Here is a 19,230-nt window from a genome sequence, read left to right on the forward strand (position 1 = left end):
AGTAACCCATCAGTAACAACTTCCAGAAGATTAAGACCACGCTTAGATGCAGTCGAAAGAAAAAAACGAATATTGGCGAAGGAAACCGCAAAATCAAACGAGCGGAAGCCACCAGAAATTTTCTGCTTACACTTCATCATCCGTAAGGAATGAGAATTAAATAACTTACCATTTTTATTGTTCTTGTGGGATGGGCGGGAGAGCCCGTCCCACAATTATGTGTAAATTATTTAATTCGCGATCCTAAGTCACGTTCCGCTTGATTATTGGTAAACGGAACATCCGGTTCCGTCAGAAACCGTAAAACATCACCTCGGAAATTTTGAATCCGCAACAACAAGTTATGACCAACTCGTCGTTTTACTCGACCTCGATGACCTTTGCGCTTTAAAGGTGGTTGAGAAGAGTGAAAATCAAGCCCTCGGTTGAGAATTTGCTCATATAGTTGATTGATGCGAGCAATAATATTTTCAGGAATACCTTTGGGATAGCGATGTTTATAATTACAAGCTAAGAGCAAAAGCTTTTTCATTGACTTAGCCCAAGATTCTTGGTCAATTTCCTCTAGGGCTTGGAGTTCTCGCAAATGATGAGCGTTGCACAAAGCATGATTCACATCTTCGAGTTGATAAGGTGTTCAGCATCTAAAACGCATATTGTCTAGTACAATATAATCATATTTACAAAAAGTAAATGCCTACTAAAAACTTCCTCAGTTCCGAAACAAAGCAAGCTTTGCAACAAGCATTAAAAGATCATAAATATCCAGACATTCGGCAAAGAGCCTTAATTGTTTTGTGATTAAATAACGGAGATACACAAGCTCAAACTGCTGAATTAATTGGATCTTATCTCAGGAAAGTCGCTTACTGGAGCATTCAGGGCAACCCGGATAATTTAGATAGTTTTAGATATGAGATAATGAAGGATAACTACCGAAAAGCTACAAAAAAATACATTAATTTACTTTTAGAAATAATTGAACTAGAGCCTGAGCAATGTGGCTATGAATTCTGGAGATGAACGACAGCCAGACTGGCAATATATCTAGGAGAGAAGACAAGAATAGAGTTGAGTAGTACCCAAGTAAGGAGGATTTTAAAATCAAAAAAGTAGGTTTATCTCCCTCGCTAAATATAGCTTAAATTCTCAGCAAGATACCGTAGAGAGGAGCTTATTTAAAGATAAATTAGCTGAGTATCTAAGAATAGCATTCATAATCTCCAGCTCTTCTACAGGTATGGTTTTGGGATGAAAGTGGATTTAGTTTAAGAGTAATTAGAAGGAAAAATTGGTGTAAAAAAGGGACTCGAAGCAAGAAAAGAGGAGACCGAAGAAAGGGTCGTATTAATATCATGGGTGGAGTGAGATATTCAGACAAGAAAAGATGGGTAGATTTTATTCCATCTGGAAATTCTGCTAAATTTTATGCAGTGCTGAAAAATTTTTATGCAGATTTAAGAACCGAGTGGATATTGGAAGGGAATTTAGCGGAAGATTTTCAAGATAAAGGCTGTAAGTTTGTGATTATTTTGGACAATGCTAGTTTTCATAAAATAGCAGAGATTTTGGATAAAATAGCAGCAGAGATGCTTAATCTAATCATAGAGTTTCTGCCCAAGTATAGCCCGGACTATAACTTAGTTGAGTTGGTATGGCATTCGGCGAAGGAATATGTTGCTAATAGATTATTTGAATCTATTGAAAAACTAAAATTCCTGTTAAATAAATTGTTAAATGAAGGAGAAGTAATTATGAAATGGAACCGAAAAGTAAAAAATAAAGGTAACGCGAGTTAATGCGTTTTAGATGTTTGACAGCTTACTGTGAACACTATTACCAATTGGATGGATGAGATAATTGCTTACTTTGACAATAGGACAACAAGTGGTACTGTTGAGGGTATCAATAACAAGCTTAAGTTAATAAAACGTTCGGCGTAGGGCTTTAGGAATTTTGAAAAATACAAAAATAGATGTTTGCTTACTTGGTATTTTAATTGTTAGTTTGGCATACCAAGTAAGGAAGAGCCATAATTTTTATTATACCCTATTTAAAGGCACAACAGCTTAGGAGTATTCGGCAGACGGACTTTGAAGGCTCCGACCTGATGAAGCTTTAAGCTTTCTGTGGGACAGAAATCGCTCCTAGTAAGTTTGTGCTGATTGGCAGTGGTTATCTCTGGTTGACGGCCAAGCCCGATTTCTATGTCGGCGATTTTCATGTAAACAAATTCTGTAGACAATTTTTGACAATGTATCCAGTAATCAGTTAGTGTATACAAATTCTGTAAACAGATGTCTACAATAAGTCAAATTCAAGTTGTATCGTTTAGAGCTTCTGGTCACTTCCTGAATTGGATAGAAGCTCAGAGATTAGACGGTGAGTCGGTTAATCAAGCTGCACAACGCATTCTCAAGGAAGTCTCAGGCACGTCTACAGCGCTGTCTACAATATCTACAAATATTGTAGATATTGTAGACAAAACTGTAAGTTCAAGTCTTAACCCCGTGATGGAGCGGATGGCCGCTATTGAGGAACGGCTGGGAAAATTGAGTGCCTGAGCGATGCGGGCGATGAATCGCGAGCGGCAGGAATTGAAAGCGGCCAATAAGCAACTGGCAGAGTGGGATGCAGAACTCAATCAGTTACACTCTTGGCAACGGCGACTTGGTGCTGAAGGTGCAGATGCTGGAGCAAGAGCTTAAGGAAGCGCAGCGCTCACGGGAAGCAAATAAAAATGTGGCTCTGACCGAGGCAGATTTTCCAGAGCCGGCAGACTTGCTCAACCAGTTGAAAGGGCGGCGCAAAAAGTCGAGGGCGGACTTGGGAGATATCGACGCTATTCTGGGGCTTCTAGCAGAAGGCAACGGCTGAAAGTTAGTGTAGGTAAGGATTGTATTCAATTTGTATTCAAACGAGGCAAATTGTATTCAATTTGTATTCAATTTCTAGTCAATCCGATACCTCACCAACCCCAAAAATCAGCAATAAAAAACCCCAAACCGTTGATTTATCGTTGGTTTGAGGTTCTTGTAGACGTAAGCGGGCAGCGGGAATCGAACCCGCATAGTTAGCTTGGAAGGCTAAAGTTTTACCACTAAACTATGCCCGCACAACAGAGAATATAACCATACCACAAGCTTCTGATAATTGCAATAATCCTGTGCAAAATTTCTCAAGACTTGTGTGAAAATGGCTGAATCGGGACTTGCGGCTCGATCGCCCGATCCGCCCAAAAATCCCCCTTTCCGAGGCTGGCTAAGACTTTACGGATGGAAATAATCGTAGATTTGCTGGGCCAGACGCGGGCCAATCCCAGAAACTTCTGCCAACTGTTGGGGAGTCGCTAAACGCAGATAGTCGATCGACCGAAAATGCGCTAACAAAAGTTTTTGTCGGTGGTGTCCCAATCCGGGAATCTCATCTAAGCGCGATCGCTTCATTCTCTGACTTCTTTGATCTCGGTGAAAACTCACAGCAAATCTGTGGGCCTCATCCCGTACTCTACGCAGTAATTGTACGCCCGGTTGCTCAGAATTAGTTGGCACCGGCAAAGATTCCCCAGGCAAAAATATCTCCTCTCGCTGCTTTGCCAAACTGACAACCCGCAACTCATCTAGCAAATTCATCTCCCGCAAAACTGCCACTACTGCTGACAGTTGACCTTTGCCACCATCTATCATAATTAAGTCCGGTTTGTCAACAATCGAAGGGCAAATTGTAGAGAAACTTTCCATTTCTATCTTTTGGTTTAAATCGCTAAAGTCTTCTTCCTTTTCCCTTAGTTCTTTGTCTTCCTCGAAATGCCTAAATTTGTCTTCCGACTTCCCTCTTCCTTCTTCCTTCAATCCTCGGAATCGTCTGCCGATCACTTCTGCTAAACTAGCAAAATCGTCAGAATGACCCGATTTAATTTCAGGATTTTTAATTTTGTAGTGGCGGTAGTGTTGGTTGGCAGGCAAACCGTCAATAAATACGACGCGGGAAGCTACAGCGTCAGAACCTTGAATGTGAGAAATATCGTAACCTTCAATTCGGTGCGGAACTTCCGGCAAATCGAGAATTTCTGCTAAATCTTCCATTGCTTGAGAATTGCGATCGCTCAATCTTTGCATTCTCGCCAATTCATACTCAGCGTTGCGTTCCACCATCTCAATCAACTCCGCCTTAGTTTGTCGCTGCGGAGTCAAAATTGTTACCTTTCGTCCCTTACGATTGGTCAGCCAATCTGCTAACATTTCCCCTTCTGGCAATTCGTACTGCACTGAAATTTCGCTGGGAATTTCTACCGATTCGACATTTTGATAATGTTCTTCTAACACCCGCTGCAAAATCGCTCCCGGTTCCACACCGCATTGAAATTCCCATTTCGCCATTTCTTCAGCCTGCGAAGAAAGTGAACTATCCTTGCTTTTTTCTGGCAGCAGAGGGATTGCGGATGGTGCAGGCACATCAGCTATAAATCCCAGTCTTCCGACTAATTGGCCGGCGCGAATCTGGAATAGTTGAACGCAAGCGTGCTGGGTATCTGCCGCCAGGGCGATCGCATCCCTGGAAACAGTATCATCGGGCAAAGACACCTTTTGACCCGCACTTAAAGACTGCAAACCTTTGATTCGATCGCGAATTTGCGCCGCAGTTTCAAAGTTTAAATCTGCCGCTGCTTGTACCATTTGCGGTTCCAGAATATCCAGCAACTCCTGAGTTCTTCCCTGAAAAATCATCGCCACTTTTTGAATGATTTTGCGGTATTCCTCCGGCGAAGTTAGACCCTGACAAACACCGACGCAGCGGCCGATATCATAGTTCAAGCAAGGACGGTCTTTAAACAGCGGTTGAGGGCGCTGTCGCAGCGGGAAAATCCGCTTGATTAAATGCAGCGTACTCCGCAGCGCCCCTGTATCTACGTAGGGGCCGTAGTAGCGGTCTTTGGCACTGGTAGCGCGACGTTTGCGGGTAATGAAAATGCGCGGGTATTCTTCCGACCAAGTTATGCACAAATAAGGATATTTTTTATCATCTTTGAGGAGGACATTAAAGTAGGGTTGGTGCTGTTTTACAAGGTTTGCTTCTAATGCTAAAGCTTCCGCTTCTGTGTCGGTGGCGATGAACTCGATTTCCCGCACTTGCTGCACCATCATTGCGATGCGGGGACTGAGATTTTTGCTGTCGCGAAAATAGGAACGGACGCGGTTCCGGAGTTTTTTTGATTTGCCGATGTAAAGGATGCGATCGCTCTCATCGCGCATTAAGTATACACCTGGAACTGGGGGAATTTCCTTGAGGCGGCTTTCTAAGCGTTCTGGATCTTTAACCAGCGGCAGCGTTTTTGTGGTCATTGGTTATTAGTTATTGGTTGTTAGTTATTAGTTATTTGTTGTTAGCAATACCCATACCTATGCCCTATGCCCTATGCCCAATTCCCTATAATATTTGAGATAAAAATTTGCGTGTCCGTTCTTCCTTCGGGTTCACAAAAAACTCTTCGGGCCCGGCTTCTTCAACCAAAACACCGCCATCCATCAAGACAATGCGATCGGCAACTTCGCGAGCAAACCCAACTTCGTGAGTCACCACTACCATTGTAATCCCAGTTTCAGCCAAATTTCGCATCACATCTAAAACTTCCCGCACCATCTCCGGATCTAATGCTGATGTCGGTTCGTCAAATAACATAATTTTAGGCTGCATTGCTAAAGAACGTGCAATTGCTACCCGCTGCTGCTGTCCCCCAGATAGCTGTCCGGGATATTTTTGTGCTTGTGACAAAATTCCCACTCTTTCTAATAGTTGCATCGCTACTTCTTCGGCTTTTTTCTTCGGCCAGCGGCGCACCCATACTGGCGCTAGCATCACATTTTGCAACACTGATAAGTGGGGAAACAGGTTGAATTGCTGAAACACCATTCCTACTTCCCGGCGAATTGTCTCGATGTTTTGCAAGTCGTGGGAAAGTTCGATGCCGTCGATCGTAATTTTACCTTGCTGATATGCCTCTAATGCGTTAAATGTGCGGATAAACGTCGATTTTCCTGAGCCTGATGGGCCCATCACGACGACGACTTCGCCTCGGTTTACGTTCATGCTGACACCGCGCAGTACGTGAAATTGTCCGTACCATTTGTGGACGTTTTCTGCTACGATTACTTTTTCTGGGGCTGTTGATTGAGTTTCCATGTTTGTTTTATTTGTTAACCGCTGATGAACGCAGATGAACGCCGATAGAAATTCGTACTCAAAAATTGTCAGATAACCAATAACTAATAACTAATGACCTACTTCTAAAGTTCGTTCTATTTTGCGGCTGGCTAGTGACATTGAGTAGCAAAATACCCAATAAATGATGCCGACGAATATGTAAACTTCGGCGTATCTGCCGATGTATGATGGATTTGCTAATACGGCGCGGGATATTCCGATTAATTCTAACATTCCGAATAGGGAAAGTAGGGATGTATCCATGAATAATCCGATGAATTGACCGCCGATCGCCGGAATGACTGTTCGCAGGGCTTGAGGCAGTACAATCAGAATTGTCAGTAGAGGTGTGTTTAGCCCGATCGCCCTTGCTGCTTCTATTTGTCCCCTAGGTACAGCCTGCAAGCCTCCGCGCACGTTTTCGGCTAAGTATGCCGCACTGAATAATGTTAATCCGGCAATGGCTCTAATGACTCTATCCAATCTCGGATATTCTGGCGGCAAGAATAATTGCAGCATCACTTGACCTAAAAACAAAATGCCAATTAATGGCAAGCCGCGAACGATTTCAATGTATAATGTTGAAAACAATTTGACGACAGGTAAAGAACTTTGTCTACCCAGGGCTAGCAATACTCCCAAGGGAAAGGAAAGCACAATACTAATAATTGCTAAAAACAACGTCAGCACTAAACCGCCCCAATCATTTGTCGAGACTTCTCTCAAACCTAACCCGCCTTTAATTAACCACAGAATCAGCGGGAAGGAAAGAATCCAAATTGTAGGCATCCAATCCATGATTTTTGAGTTAATTTGTCTGGCGGCGACATACCCCGCAGTCGCTGCGATAATACTGGCTAGCAGGTAAAAACGAGAGGTTAGGTCGATCGGCGAAATGACCGCACCCACAACCGCAGCACCGAGTAAAATCAGTGTAGGGCGATTCCAAAGACGTTCTTCCCGCTGAATATTTCCCCAAGTCAAGCCTCCCAACAAAGCAATTATCGCCGTTACTATCCACAGCCGCCAGTAGGATTCGCGCGGAAATCTGCCGGCAAAAAATAGTGGCAAGTTGGCTTCTAATACCCGCCATTGAGCTTTTGTCGTTGCCCAAACGATAATTCCTTTGATAGTTTGGAAGGCAATAATTAGGCAAACTACTGTCAGAATGCAGTTGTACCAGGTGCTGAATAAGTTTTTGCGCGCCCAATTCCAAGGCGTGGGCGATTCGGTGGGTGGGGGCGGTAATACGGGAGTTGTTTCCATCAGTTTTTAGTTATTATTAATTTCTAATACTGTTCGCTAAGATTCCTAAAACTTTATTCACATCTCTCAAGTAATATTCACCTAAATCAATTTCAATAATTTGTTCTTGCAATTTTAGAAATTTCCAGATAGTACCTGTAGTAACAGTCCCATAAATCGCCGGAATTTCGTTGCCCTCACGTTCATTAAATATTCTAGCAGCCAACATTTCTGCTACGCACTGTCCCAATCCGCCATTGATATTTTCCTTATTGGCTTCTACAATGATGATTATTGGCGCTCTAACAATTAGTAATTCTGGGGAATGACTGATCAGAAAATCGCAACTTCCATTTAATCCTTTTTCAACATCTACTGTAAAGTCTATTCCCGAAAACAAACTAATTTCCAAGTTTAACTGTTTTCTAAGGTCGATCAAAATCGGTGCGATAATCATTTCAGAACGAGCTTTTTCAGTGTTGCTGCTCAAGGCTAACGGTATATTATCTTTGAGAATTTCGGAAAGTAATGCGCTCGACTCTAATTCTGATACAGCAGCGAACATATCAATCTTATCGGAAATCGTTAAATCAAAATTTTTAGTCACTCGGTCTAAGCTAAAATCACTGTATGCCATTTAATGCGCTCTCCTTTTATTCCAATGAAAATAGCTCAAATCTCAATTATTTACCTTTCCTTGATTTGTACGGTGTGATTGTACCAATTCATGAACAGAGAAATTATCAAACTAATTGTGAGGTATGTTACCATGATAATTAACATTGCTTCGATCGCCCGACCGGTCTGATTCAGCGTCGGAGAACCCACCACAAAGTAAACGTCGGGATAAGCCACCGCCACAGCTAAACTCGAATTCTTAGCTAAATTCAGATACTGACTGGTTAAAGGCGGCACAATCACCCGCAAAGCTTGCGGCAAAATTACCCTCCGCATGGCGGTTCCAGACTTCAGCCCCAAAGATTTTGCTGCTTCCCACTGGCCGGACGATACTGACTGAATTCCGCCACGGACAATTTCTGCAATGTAACTGCCAGTATACAAGCTGAGTCCTGTTACTAAGGCTGCAAATTCTGGAGTTAATTTTAATCCGCCTTCGAGTTGCAATGCTGGTGTCAGGCGGGGGAAGTCTAGGCGCAAAGGCAGATTTTTGGTGATAATGAAAGCTATGATTGCACTTAGGACGATCGCACCAGCCGCCCAAAACAACTGTCTTCCCGGCTTCGCTTGTTCCAGCATCACCCGCGCCCGCCACATCCACAGCCCCGCCGCGGCCAAAACTCCGACAGTTAGCAAAATCAACCAAATTTCAAAACCAGGTAAAGCCACAGGCCAAGGTACAGCAATACCGCGATTTGTCAAGTAAATCGGCCCCCTCATCTGCTGGTTGTCTTCCAGTTTTGGCAGGGAAATGAAAACTGCAAAATACCAGAAAAATAATTGCAGCAATAACGGGGTATTCCTCAAAATCTCCACGTACAAAGCAGCCAAATTCCGCAGCAACCAATTGTCCCAAAGGCGCGCAATTCCTACTGTCAAACCCGCAATTGTTGCGAATGCAATCCCCAAACCCATCACCCGCAGCGAGTTGATTAAACCGACAAAATAAGCTTGTCTGTAAGTGTTTTCGGGACTGTAAGGAATTACGCTTTCGCCGATGTCAAAGGATGCTTGGGAATTGAGAAAGTCAAATCCAAATGCAATCCCCAGTTGCGCGTAATTGGCACTGAGATTGTCCCAAAAAATGGCGATGACACTGATTGCTAAAATTACGAATATCGCCTGTCCGGCAATTTTCCAGAAGCGATCGTCCCGCAGCAGTTTAATCATTTTTATTTGTTATTTGTTATTTGTTATTTGTTATTTGTTATTGGTTATTTGTTATTTGTTATTAGTTATTTGTTAGTAAGCCCAGGCGCATCTAAATCTTAGAGTTAAGTTGGATGAAATTTTTCTGGTGGGAGGGTGTCTGAACGCCAAAAAATACAATTTAGATACTCAACAGCTTACAACAAAAACTAACTAATAACTAATGACTCATGACTAATGACTAATGACTAATGACTAACAAAAATTAGCGGAATGGCGGGGAGTAAAGCAAACCGCCATCTTTCCAGAGTTTGTTTTGACCCCGTTCTAACTTAAGTGTACTTTTCGGGCCGAGGTTGCGATCGTACATTTCGCCGTAATTCCCCACTTTCTTAACAATGCGGGCTGCGAAATCGTTCGGGAGTCCGAAACCTTTGCCTAAATCTCCTTCTTTGCCTAGCAAACGTTTGACGTTGGGGTCTGTAGTGCTTGCCACAGTTTGGTCTACATTTGCTGAATTAATTCCCAAGTCTTCAGCTTCAATCGCCGCAAAAATAATCCATCTCACTGCGTCCGACCATTTAGGATCGCCGCTTTTCACCGCTGGGGCTAAAGGTTCTTTTGACATCACTACCGGCAAAATTTCATTGTTCTCGGAATTCGGTAGAGTTGTGCGCTTTGACACGAGTTGCGATCGATCGGCTGTAACACCTTGACAGCGACCTTCTTGATACGTCGCAAAGGTAGCATTCACATCTTCAAACACCACAGGAGTGTATTTAACTCCTAATTTTCGCATTTGGTCGGACAAATTTTGTTCGGTGCTCGTACCTGTCTGCACGCAGATTGATTTGCCCGCAAAATCTTTTAAACTTTTGATGCCGCTGTCTTTTTTGACCATGATTCCTTGAGAGTCATAAAAGATTACTGGGGCAAATTCCAGTCCCGTAGTGCTGTCGCGGCTCGCCGTAAAGGTGGTATTGCGGCTGAGAATGTCGATTTCTCCGGCCTGCAAAACTGTAAATCTATCTTTAGCGTTGAGCTTTCGGTATTCTACTTTTTCGGGATCGTCAAATATTGCTGCCGCCACAGCCCTGCACACATCCACATCCAGCCCCGAATATTTGCCTTTTTCGTCTACAAAGCTAAAACCAGGCAGTTCGCCGCTGACACCACAAATCAGTTTGCCGCGGCTGACAATTGTATCTATCCGGCTAGAACCTTGTTGCGATTTGCCTTCTGCCGTATTTGTACCTGTATTTTGTACGATTTGTGCCGATCGGTCCCGACAAGATGCTAGCGATGTCAACAACACGGTTGCTAGCAGCAGAAATCCCCATTTACGCATAGATTTTAGTAGAACGCTTTCTTGACAATCCTACCTTGTAGCTGTCGAGAACTGTTGCGATCGCCGATGTAGAACCTCGGGCTGCTTCAAATAAGCCGTTCTGCCGCGCGACAACTGCACCCTAACCCGCCTTTATTTTTTGGCCCACCGCGAGCGATCGCCATTCCCTACAATATTTATCCAATTTTGATGTAATCGGCTCAAAACCGCTCAGGGGCCAAGCGCTGCTCCGCTAAATCCCGAATTAGCGACAGCCGAGACTCGATGTACTCGTTCAACAAATCTGTTTCATTGCCATTGAGTGCAGAGTTTGTCTTCAACTGCTTCAGCAGCCACTGCACTAGGGTAGCATCGTCTAAATTGACTAACAGAGTGGCTTGGGTGGTCTCAATTAACGACCAGAGTTGACGTAACATGATTGGAGTCATAAAACCTCCTCAAGCGTAAATACGCAGTTAATGGGCTGGGCGAAATGCTTGTCTTAGTCTTTCAAGCCGATATACGAAAATCACCCTGTGAGCGATCGGCTTAATGATTATTTTATATTTCCACACAATAACTCAATCTAGCAGTGTCAAAAGCTACAACACACAAGATGTTATAAGAGTTCCCAATCTCGTCACATACAGATAAATATCTTGATAAAAAGTTAACAATCTTTACAAGATTTCAAATTTCTGGCTCAGCAGCCACCAATTTTTGAACCCGCGCCAGAATTATTTCCAATTCAGCGATGATTTTCGCGGCTCCATCCAAATCGTTGGATTCGGCCAGACATTGAAGCTCAGCAGCCATCTCCGGCATTAGCCGCACCGCCGCCGTCGCGCTGACACCTTTAATTTGATGCGCCCTGCTCGCGAGTGTCTCGACATCTCCAGAGGCGATCGCCTCCTTAGCATCTTCTAAATAACTGCCAGTATCCACCACAAAAGCTTGCAAAATTTCCCGCTCAAAATCCAAATCAGCGCCCGCAATTTCGTGCAAGCGCGCCATATCGACGGCAGATTCTAGATCGGGGGCAGAGTTTTCAAGTTCCTCGCCTTTAAACTCGGGACTTTCAGTTTTTAACTGTACCGACCAATTTTCTAGTACAGATTTTAAGTTGTCGATCGAAATAGGCTTGCTAATATAATCGTCCATGCCCGCCGCCAGACACTTTTCTCGATCGCCCTTCAAAGCATTTGCCGTCATCGCCACCACCACCGTATGAAGCTGTGGATTCATCGAACCAGCAGCACCTGCGGCTTCCATCCGGCGCAATTGGCGCGTCGCTTCGTAACCGTCCAAAACCGGCATCTGACAGTCCATCAACACAATGTCATACTTTTTGAGAGCAAGCATAGATAGCGCTTCAGCGCCGTTATTCGCCACATCCGCCGTGCATCCCAAAACCTTGAGTTGATTCAGACCAACTTTTTGATTGATCGGAGTATCTTCAACTAACAAAATCTTTAAGCTAGCTAACTTCCCGTTGTCAATAGCTGAAGCTTGATTTTGCGGGGGATTTGCCAGCGACAGATCGATTGCAGCATTAGGGGCGATCGCATTCACCAAGCAATCAAACAGCCTGTGAGCTTTCACAGGTTTAGTTAAATAGCCGCTAAAACCGATATCTACCAAGCGTTTCGCCTCCGCTATCTGAGTAATTGAAGTCAGCACCACCCAATGCGTCTGCTGCATAGCCTGCTCAGCAATCATCAAGCGTTCCATACTTCCCGCCACCATTTCCGGCAACTGAATATCAACCAAAACAATATCGTAAGGACAATTAACGCTGACAGCTTTGTACAGAGATGCGATCGCCATCCAACCGTTTTCCACCTCCTCAATTTCCATTTTCCACACAGCAGCCATTCTCACCAGCACTTTTCGCAATGTCGGCTTATCGCTAGCAACTAACATTTTTCGCCCCGCCAGCACCGTTTGCAAATTTACTTCGCAGGCTGTCCCAGCAGCAGTTAAATTTTCCTTAACAGCCGGCACAGAAAACCAAAAAGTCGATCCCGAACCGGGCGTGCTTTCCACGCCGATTTGACCCCCGATCAACTCCACCAACTGCTTAGAAATAGCCAGACCCAAACCTGTACCGCCGTACTTTCTAGTTGTAGAAGCATCAACCTGAGTAAAAGATTGGAACAGCTTTTTTTGGTCTTCAATTGAAATCCCAATCCCTGTATCTCTGACTTTAAACAGCAGGAATAGCTTCCGACTTTTTCCGACTTTTAACGGTTGAATCTTCTCTAAAACTTTGCTATCGCTGGCTGACAACACCCTCGGAAGCCTGCCAGTAGAAACCTCAATTACTACTTCTCCTGCTTCGGTAAACTTAATGGCATTGTTGATTAAATTAGTAAGTATTTGTCGCAATCTCGCTGCATCGCCTTTAATTTGCAGCGGCACATCGGTGTCAATCAGCGCCACCAATTCTATACCTTTTGCTTGTGCGGGAGTTGCCAACAAATCCAGCACTTCATCCAGACAGATACTGAGGTCGAATTCGATCGTTTCCAAGCGCATTTCTCCTGCTTCAAGTTTGGAGAGGTCGAGAATATCGTTAATGATCGACAGCAAATTTTGGCTGCTGATTTTTAGCGTCTGCACAAAGTCGAGTTGTTCGGGAGTGAGATTTGTTTTCAGCAGCAAATCAGTCATCCCCATGACTCCATTCATCGGAGTGCGGATTTCGTGACTCATATTTGCTAAAAATAGCGACTTCATTCGAGATGCTTCCAGGGCCGCTTCTCGGGCCTGCTGCGCTTGTTCAAAAAGAGTAGATTGCTGAATGGCGATCGCCAACTGCACGCTCAACCTTCCCAGCAAATCCACCTCAGAATCAGTCCAAACCCGCGGGCCGCTGCACTGGTGAGCCACCAGCAACCCCCACAATCGATTTTGACGCTTGTCCAAACTGCCGATCGGCAATTCTCTTGGCGAATTTTCTGCGATCGCCTCCTGATTTTCATCGCCGATAAAAATTGGTACAACTAAATTAGCCCTTACCTGCAAAGTCACCAAAAAATGTCGGTGGGAGTCGCTCAAGCTTGCTGTATAAATATCTGATATTGCTTGAATTTTTCCAGCGCGGTACAGCGATACATAATTTTCTCCCAAAAATGCTTCTTGAAGTTTTCTGTCCAGCAGCGACATCCAATCAGAGCCTACAGATTCCACAACCACAATCGCTGTTTTTTCCGAATCAAAACGATAAATTATCGTGCGGTCAGTTTCCAGCAACTGCCGCACTTCTTCTACGGCTGTGCTGAGAGTTTGAGTGAGGTTGAGAGACTGCCGGACTCGCTGGGCGATCGCCGAAACCAGCCGTTCTTGTTCTGCCTGTTCCCGCAGCATTCTCTCAGCTTTCTTGCGTTCGGTGACATCGCGAATTACCGCAGCAAAGCAGAGCGGTTCGCTGCTTTTAGGATGCTTTACCAGAAAAGCATTCATCACCACATCAATGGGTTTTCCGGTGAGCAAGTGCTGCATTTGACCTTCTCCTTGCCACTGACCCTGACTGATAATTATTGGCAAAATCTCTTGATTAAATTCCTGTTTTAAACTTTGACCGATATAATCCCATATTTCCGTATAAAGCACTTCCGAAAGATTTTCTAAACCCACCATTTTTCGTCCGGCTGCGTTCACAAACAGGGTTTGACCTTCGAGAGTAGCCATACTGATAAAATCGCTGCTATTTTCAATCAGCGACACAAATTTTTGCCGTTCTTCTTCTCCTTTTTTGCGTTCGGTAATGTCCCGCTTGACGCAGACGTGACAAATTACATCGCCGCTTTTGTTAATCACAGAAGATGCCGCCACATCGATCGCCAGCGTGCGACCTTTTTTAGTACAGTTAGTAATTTCGCCCCGAAAAGTTCCTGTTTTCGCTAAACTTTTGGCAATTGCCGAAAAGCGCTCCCCCGCAACCAGCGGTGGCGCTTCTGCTTCTAATTCCGCGTCTGTGTATTCTAGCAGCGATTGGTGGGCGCGATTTTGTTCAAGAAAAAACCCGTCAGCATCAATAATCACGATCGCATCGTTGGAGTTTAAAAATATTTCTCGGTAAAGTTTGAGTTTGTCCTCAGCTCGCTTGCGTTCGGCGATCTCCCTTTTGACGCTGACGTAACAAACCACATCCCCAGCATCGTTGAGCACCGCAAAAGCCGAAAGTTCCACCTCAACAACTCCCGATTGTAAAGCCTTAACACAGGTCATTTCGCCTCGATAACTTCCTGTTTCGCCCAAGCTTTGCAGCACCGACGCAAATACCTGTTCTCCCATGTGAACAGCAGGGGTTTTTCCCCACAAATTCGATGAACTGTAACCCAGCAAAGCCCTGTGAGCTTGATTTGTTTCTAAATAATAGCCTTGGGGGTCTAAAATGGCGATCGCATCGTTAGACTTTAAAAATATTTCTTGATAAAGTTGCAGTTTCAACTCAGCTTGTTTGCGATCGCTAATATCCGTGAACAAGCCGTAGTAAACTACCTGTCCCGATGCTTGCATTTCCGGCTGTGCATCCCCTTGCACCCATTTCTGTTTTCCCGACAAAGTGACAATTCTTCCTTCCCACCGCCAAGGCTGCAAACTTTCAGCAGAAAGCCTCACCGAATTGACAAAATCATCTCTATCTTCGGGATGAATCATGTCAACAATCACATTAATCTCCTGCTGAGCCGCCTCCGGCTCTATTTCATACAATTCTCGACAACCGGCGCTGACAAACGAAAAGGCCATCGAACCGTCTGGATGCAAGTCAACTTGATATACAGTACCCGGTACGCTAGCAGTAATTTTTTGCAGTTGGGTTTGGCTTCGATTCCTGGCTTCATCTGCTGCGGAGTATTCTGCAACTTCCCGAGAAATACCCAAAACCGCAAATATATTGCCCCCGGCATCGCACAGCGGCAGTTTTTGCGTGTCAAAGACGTGCTGTTTGCCGCCTGCAAAGGCGATTTGCTGATAGGGATTGCGAACCGTCTCCCCGGCGAGCGCAGCTCGATCGTCCTCGCGGATGCCCCTAACAAGGCGGAGGCGATCGCCAAATACTGATGTTTCTAAAAAACCTAATTCAATATCATCTTTGCCGATAATTTCATCAACATTTTTTTCTAAATACTTCGCAAAACTTTGATTAACAAAAATATATCTAAAATTTCGATCTTTTACATAAACTATGTCCGCATTACCGTCGATCAAAGCCTGCAGCAACAGTTCTTGATTTCCCGAATCGAGAGCAAAAACATTTTTACTTGTCCCCTTGAAATCTGGAGTTTTAGCTGCTAATATTATTAACGATTTAGCACAAAGTTGAGCGACTGTTTGGAGCAAACAAAGGTGTTCAAAATCAAAAGCAGCGGCCTGCTCTGCACCGATGAAAAATACTCCCAACAATTCTTGACTTTCATCCGGGTTTGCCGGTGTCATCAAGACCGACTTAAACTGAGCAATTGGTGGCAAAGCGATGTTGTGCGCCCAGTCCCGATTTCCCGCCAGCCATTCAGCTCCGGCCGCTTGCAACCGGGCTGCAATTTTGGCCACGGTGTCATCGGTTAAGGGGTGTGACGGTGGTTGGAGGTACAGCAGCCGCTCGTCTGGTAGCGTCAAAAGTGCGTTAGCGTTAGCGAAGCGATCCGAAGGAAAGCCAGCCCCTACGGGGGCTACGCCAACGAAGAGGATCGCCTCAGCAGGCATCAGACGCCCGATGTGTTCGATACACGCAGACCAAATTTCATCAACAGTCCCAGCAAGTTGTAATTTCAGAGTAAGTTCGTTGAGAACTTGCAGTTCCAAGGTACGCTGGCGGACTTTTGCCTTGAGGCTGGCGGCGAGGATTTGCATAGAGCTCACTATACTGGTTTCCTTATATTATAATTATTGATTTTCAAAGTTTTTTAAACAATTATTCTAAAATAGATCCGGCGAAAAGACAACTTTTTGATATTTATGTTACCTTCAAGGGCTAAAAAAAACAAAAGCGCGATCGGGAGCAAAGCGACACTGCTCAATGCAAGCTCTCGCTCCCGTTGCGACACTTAAAATCCTCCGAATCAATCGAAAATCCCAAATAAAAATAGATTTTCGATTGACGGCAAAACTAAGGAATGAAAATTTAATAACTTAAGCGATTGCTCGTTACCAGGCTCTGCCTGGTAATGCAGATAGGCGAGGCTCTGCCTCCTTCGAGGAAAGCAACTTACAGGAGAGAGGACGGTAGGAGGTGTTTAAGTTATTAAATTTTCGACCCTAACCCATTAAAATCACGTTATCAATGACGTGAATCACGCCGTTGTCAGCTTCGATATCTGCCGAGACAACAGTAGCATTTTTCACTTCAAAACCGTCCGAGCAATCAATCTTAATCGGCGAACCTTCCAAGGAAGTAACAAAACCGAGTTTTGCCAAATCAGCCTTCATAAACTTGCCAGAGACGACGTGAAACATCAAAATCCTACTCAATTGGGGTACATTCTGCACTAGGGTAGTAATGGTTCCCGGTGGCAATTTCGCAAAAGCATCGTCAGTTGGCGCAAAGACGGTAAAAGGGCCCGGACTTTTGAGTGCGTCCACTAAATTAGCTACTTGCACCGCCGTTACAAGGGTTTGGAAGGAACCTGCACCTACGGCAATATCAACAATATCAGGCATTTTGTGTTACCTCATCTGGCAAAAAAGTTCTATTAAGTATCGTAAACTGATGCGGGCAACAATACCTACTGTGTTTGTTAAAAAAGTAGTAATTGGTTTGTAGTGAGGACTTCAGTCCTCAGTTTTTTGAGGAGGACTGAAGTCCTCACTACAAACCCGTTAGCATAGCTAATATTAGTAACCACTTTGCACTTTAACCGCGCGGTACTTTTAAACTGCTACAATACTGCTTGCGGTTGTGATACCAAAACCTCAGTTTCTAAATCTTGAAAATTTAATTTTTCTCCCTTGTGAATGCTAAAACTGCCGTACAAAATTGAAACTTCAAAAATGTCAGTATGAATTAAAGCTGCTTTCCGGTGCGCGTTTTCACCCAAATGAATGCCAATCAAGTCAGCTTCAGGATCTTTGACATCTTCAGGATGGAAAACCTCCCAACTGATGTCTCGGCAGTCATGAAACACTATGCTATAAGGCAATCGCTCGCCAGTCGGATCGTAAATACATTCAAATAAAATTTCATTGCCCCAAAAAGAGACATTGACATTTGCGATCAGGGATGTCAGTCCACCTAAGTTAAGCAATTCGTAATCATCAGCCATATTAATTTCTCAATTTTTCTCCAGTATTGTGTGTGCCAGAAATATGATTGCCAAATTCATGGCGTGTTTTCACCAAGTTGCCATCTTTGTCAAGACGCAAACCTTTGTTTATTCTTCGGCCATCTGAACCGTATTTTGGGGCTGGAGGGCGTACAACTTCACCATCAGTACGAATATGGACTCGCGAACGATCGGCAAATTCGTATTCAAAATAACCGCGTTGAGTTGTTCTAATTTCTGCACCCAGTCCGCGCACAAAGTCATCGACTTCTTGACGAGTCATCCCGGTTAAGTCTCCAAATTCTGATGCAATTCCATTTCCTCCAACTCCCTGACTCGGCACGCAATTCTCCTCACCAAGCATTGCTTTTTCGAGTTTAGCACAGTTGGAGAAGAGGAAGAAGGATGTTCGGCTATTCGTAAGGGCGGATTTAACGGATGGAAGGAAGAAGGAAGAGTGGGAGAATAGGAGAGTGGGAAAGACGGCTACCAATGACCAATGACCAATTCCCCAATTCCCCAATTCCCAATTCCCAATTCCCAATTCCCAATTCCCCATTCCCCATTCCCAAAGCAAATAGGGGGCGCATTGCGTCCCCCTATTAATCAACTAACTAATGTGAGAAAGAATTATTGACCGCCGATTTGTACTTTAACCACGCGGTTTTTTTCTGCTTCCGCTTTGGGCAAGTTCAGGTGCAAAACTCCATTTTTGTAATCAGCTTCTACGCTGTCATTTTGTACCCGTGCGGGTAGGGGAATCACTCGGCGGAAGGAACCGTAGCGGAACTCTGAGCGAGTTATGCCTTTTTCTTCAGTCTTGTTTTCCGATCGCCGTTCGCCACTAATCGCCACAGCTTCTGCGGTTACTTGTACGTCCAAATCCTGAGCTTCCATGCCCGGAATTTCTAACTTGAGATGGATGGCTTCTGGAGTTTCATCGATTTCGGCGGGGGGTACAAAAGCTACACCGTTAGATGCGCGATCGGTCGCTGGTGTCAAGCTATCAAACAACCGATTCATTTCTCGCTGCAAGGAGTCCATTTCCCGCATAGGTTCCCAACGAATAAGTGCCATAATTGATACCTCGAATCTCTTAATTTTTAGAGGCTGAGCAACATTTGACTCAACCTGTATTTAATATATTCTGGCTCTCGAAAGTGGGGGATTCGGTTTTCCGCAAAAAGGCCGATCGCATTTCCGAACATTTGCGATCGGTAATGGTGAGACAGTAGATTTTTGATTTTTGAATTGGCTTGGAGCATAGAATCTGGGGGCAGAAAGTGCGATCGAGTATTTTCAGCTTTCTGCTACCCTTGGGGGAAAGTAAGGATCGCGAATTAAATAATTTACACATAATTG

Annotated in this window: 16 protein-coding genes, 1 tRNA gene and 2 pseudogenes; 4 read left to right on the plus strand and 15 right to left on the minus strand. The window is 44.3% G+C overall.

Annotation, left to right across the window (positions count from 1 at the left end; translation table 11 throughout):
• Positions 1 to 226 precede the first annotated feature (226 nt).
• A complete protein-coding gene (locus IQ270_RS30810) occupies positions 227 to 616 on the minus strand; it encodes a transposase (protein WP_339384396.1) in 390 nt (129 codons plus the stop codon).
• A gap of 77 nt (positions 617 to 693) precedes the next feature.
• Here IQ270_RS30810 and IQ270_RS08500 point away from each other — a divergent pair.
• The 4 genes and pseudogenes from IQ270_RS08500 (at position 694) to IQ270_RS08515 (ending at position 2,877) form a co-directional block, all read left to right on the plus strand.
• Positions 694 to 1,799 (plus strand): annotated as a pseudogene (locus IQ270_RS08500) (IS630 family transposase).
• A gap of 24 nt (positions 1,800 to 1,823) precedes the next feature.
• A pseudogene (locus IQ270_RS30815) lies at positions 1,824 to 2,006 on the plus strand (transposase); the annotation flags it as partial.
• Positions 2,007 to 2,297: 291 nt separating this feature from the next.
• Positions 2,298 to 2,564: a hypothetical protein gene (locus IQ270_RS08510; RefSeq protein ID WP_228056177.1), complete on the plus strand. Its 267-nt coding sequence runs from the start codon at positions 2,298 to 2,300 to the stop codon at positions 2,562 to 2,564.
• 67 nt (positions 2,565 to 2,631) lie between these two features.
• On the plus strand, positions 2,632 to 2,877 hold the full coding sequence (locus IQ270_RS08515) for a flagellar alpha dynein (protein WP_228056178.1): 246 nt from the start codon (positions 2,632 to 2,634) through the stop codon (positions 2,875 to 2,877).
• A 167-nt stretch (positions 2,878 to 3,044) separates the two neighbouring features.
• On the opposite strand, the gene IQ270_RS08520 is transcribed toward IQ270_RS08515, so the two are convergent.
• The 14 genes from IQ270_RS08520 to IQ270_RS30820 form a co-directional block, all read right to left on the minus strand.
• Positions 3,045 to 3,115, minus strand: a tRNA-Gly gene (locus tag IQ270_RS08520).
• 154 nt (positions 3,116 to 3,269) lie between these two features.
• The gene (gene uvrC / locus IQ270_RS08525; RefSeq protein ID WP_193972791.1) at positions 3,270 to 5,342 is read right to left on the minus strand and encodes an excinuclease ABC subunit UvrC; all 2,073 of its coding nucleotides are present in this window, start codon (positions 5,340 to 5,342) and stop codon (positions 3,270 to 3,272) included.
• An 85-nt stretch (positions 5,343 to 5,427) separates the two neighbouring features.
• Positions 5,428 to 6,180, minus strand: a complete 753-nt coding sequence (locus IQ270_RS08530) for an amino acid ABC transporter ATP-binding protein (RefSeq protein WP_193972792.1) — start codon at positions 6,178 to 6,180, stop codon at positions 5,428 to 5,430.
• A gap of 90 nt (positions 6,181 to 6,270) precedes the next feature.
• Positions 6,271 to 7,467 carry an amino acid ABC transporter permease gene (locus IQ270_RS08535; protein WP_193972793.1) on the minus strand — a complete coding sequence of 399 codons (1,197 nt, stop codon included), beginning with the start codon at positions 7,465 to 7,467 and terminating at the stop codon, positions 6,271 to 6,273.
• A 16-nt stretch (positions 7,468 to 7,483) separates the two neighbouring features.
• Positions 7,484 to 8,083: a hypothetical protein gene (locus IQ270_RS08540; protein WP_193972794.1), complete on the minus strand. Its 600-nt coding sequence runs from the start codon at positions 8,081 to 8,083 to the stop codon at positions 7,484 to 7,486.
• A gap of 50 nt (positions 8,084 to 8,133) precedes the next feature.
• On the minus strand, positions 8,134 to 9,294 hold the full coding sequence (locus IQ270_RS08545) for an amino acid ABC transporter permease (RefSeq protein ID WP_193972795.1): 1,161 nt from the start codon (positions 9,292 to 9,294) through the stop codon (positions 8,134 to 8,136).
• Positions 9,295 to 9,538: 244 nt separating this feature from the next.
• A complete protein-coding gene (locus IQ270_RS08550; protein ID WP_193972796.1) occupies positions 9,539 to 10,621 on the minus strand; it encodes an amino acid ABC transporter substrate-binding protein in 1,083 nt (360 codons plus the stop codon).
• 200 nt (positions 10,622 to 10,821) lie between these two features.
• The gene (locus IQ270_RS08555; protein ID WP_193972797.1) at positions 10,822 to 11,049 is read right to left on the minus strand and encodes a hypothetical protein; all 228 of its coding nucleotides are present in this window, start codon (positions 11,047 to 11,049) and stop codon (positions 10,822 to 10,824) included.
• A gap of 241 nt (positions 11,050 to 11,290) precedes the next feature.
• Positions 11,291 to 16,459: a PAS domain S-box protein gene (locus tag IQ270_RS08560; protein ID WP_193972805.1), complete on the minus strand. Its 5,169-nt coding sequence runs from the start codon at positions 16,457 to 16,459 to the stop codon at positions 11,291 to 11,293.
• A 405-nt stretch (positions 16,460 to 16,864) separates the two neighbouring features.
• Positions 16,865 to 17,266 (minus strand): fasciclin domain-containing protein, encoded by a 402-nt coding sequence (locus IQ270_RS08565; protein WP_193972798.1) that lies wholly within the window; start codon positions 17,264 to 17,266, stop codon positions 16,865 to 16,867.
• Between the two features lie 218 nt (positions 17,267 to 17,484).
• The gene (locus IQ270_RS08570) at positions 17,485 to 17,868 is read right to left on the minus strand and encodes a hypothetical protein (RefSeq protein WP_193972799.1); all 384 of its coding nucleotides are present in this window, start codon (positions 17,866 to 17,868) and stop codon (positions 17,485 to 17,487) included.
• Position 17,869: 1 nt separating this feature from the next.
• The gene (locus IQ270_RS08575; RefSeq protein ID WP_228056179.1) at positions 17,870 to 18,427 is read right to left on the minus strand and encodes a hypothetical protein; all 558 of its coding nucleotides are present in this window, start codon (positions 18,425 to 18,427) and stop codon (positions 17,870 to 17,872) included.
• A 71-nt stretch (positions 18,428 to 18,498) separates the two neighbouring features.
• On the minus strand, positions 18,499 to 18,945 hold the full coding sequence (locus IQ270_RS08580) for an Hsp20/alpha crystallin family protein (protein ID WP_193972800.1): 447 nt from the start codon (positions 18,943 to 18,945) through the stop codon (positions 18,499 to 18,501).
• Positions 18,946 to 18,994: 49 nt separating this feature from the next.
• Positions 18,995 to 19,230: hypothetical protein (locus IQ270_RS30820; RefSeq protein WP_228056180.1), on the minus strand; the 236-nt coding region annotated here is incomplete at its 5' end.

Origin of the sequence: Microcoleus sp. LEGE 07076 (assembly GCF_015207455.1) — a bacterium.
Classification (GTDB): Bacteria; Cyanobacteriota; Cyanobacteriia; order Cyanobacteriales; family Microcoleaceae; genus Microcoleus.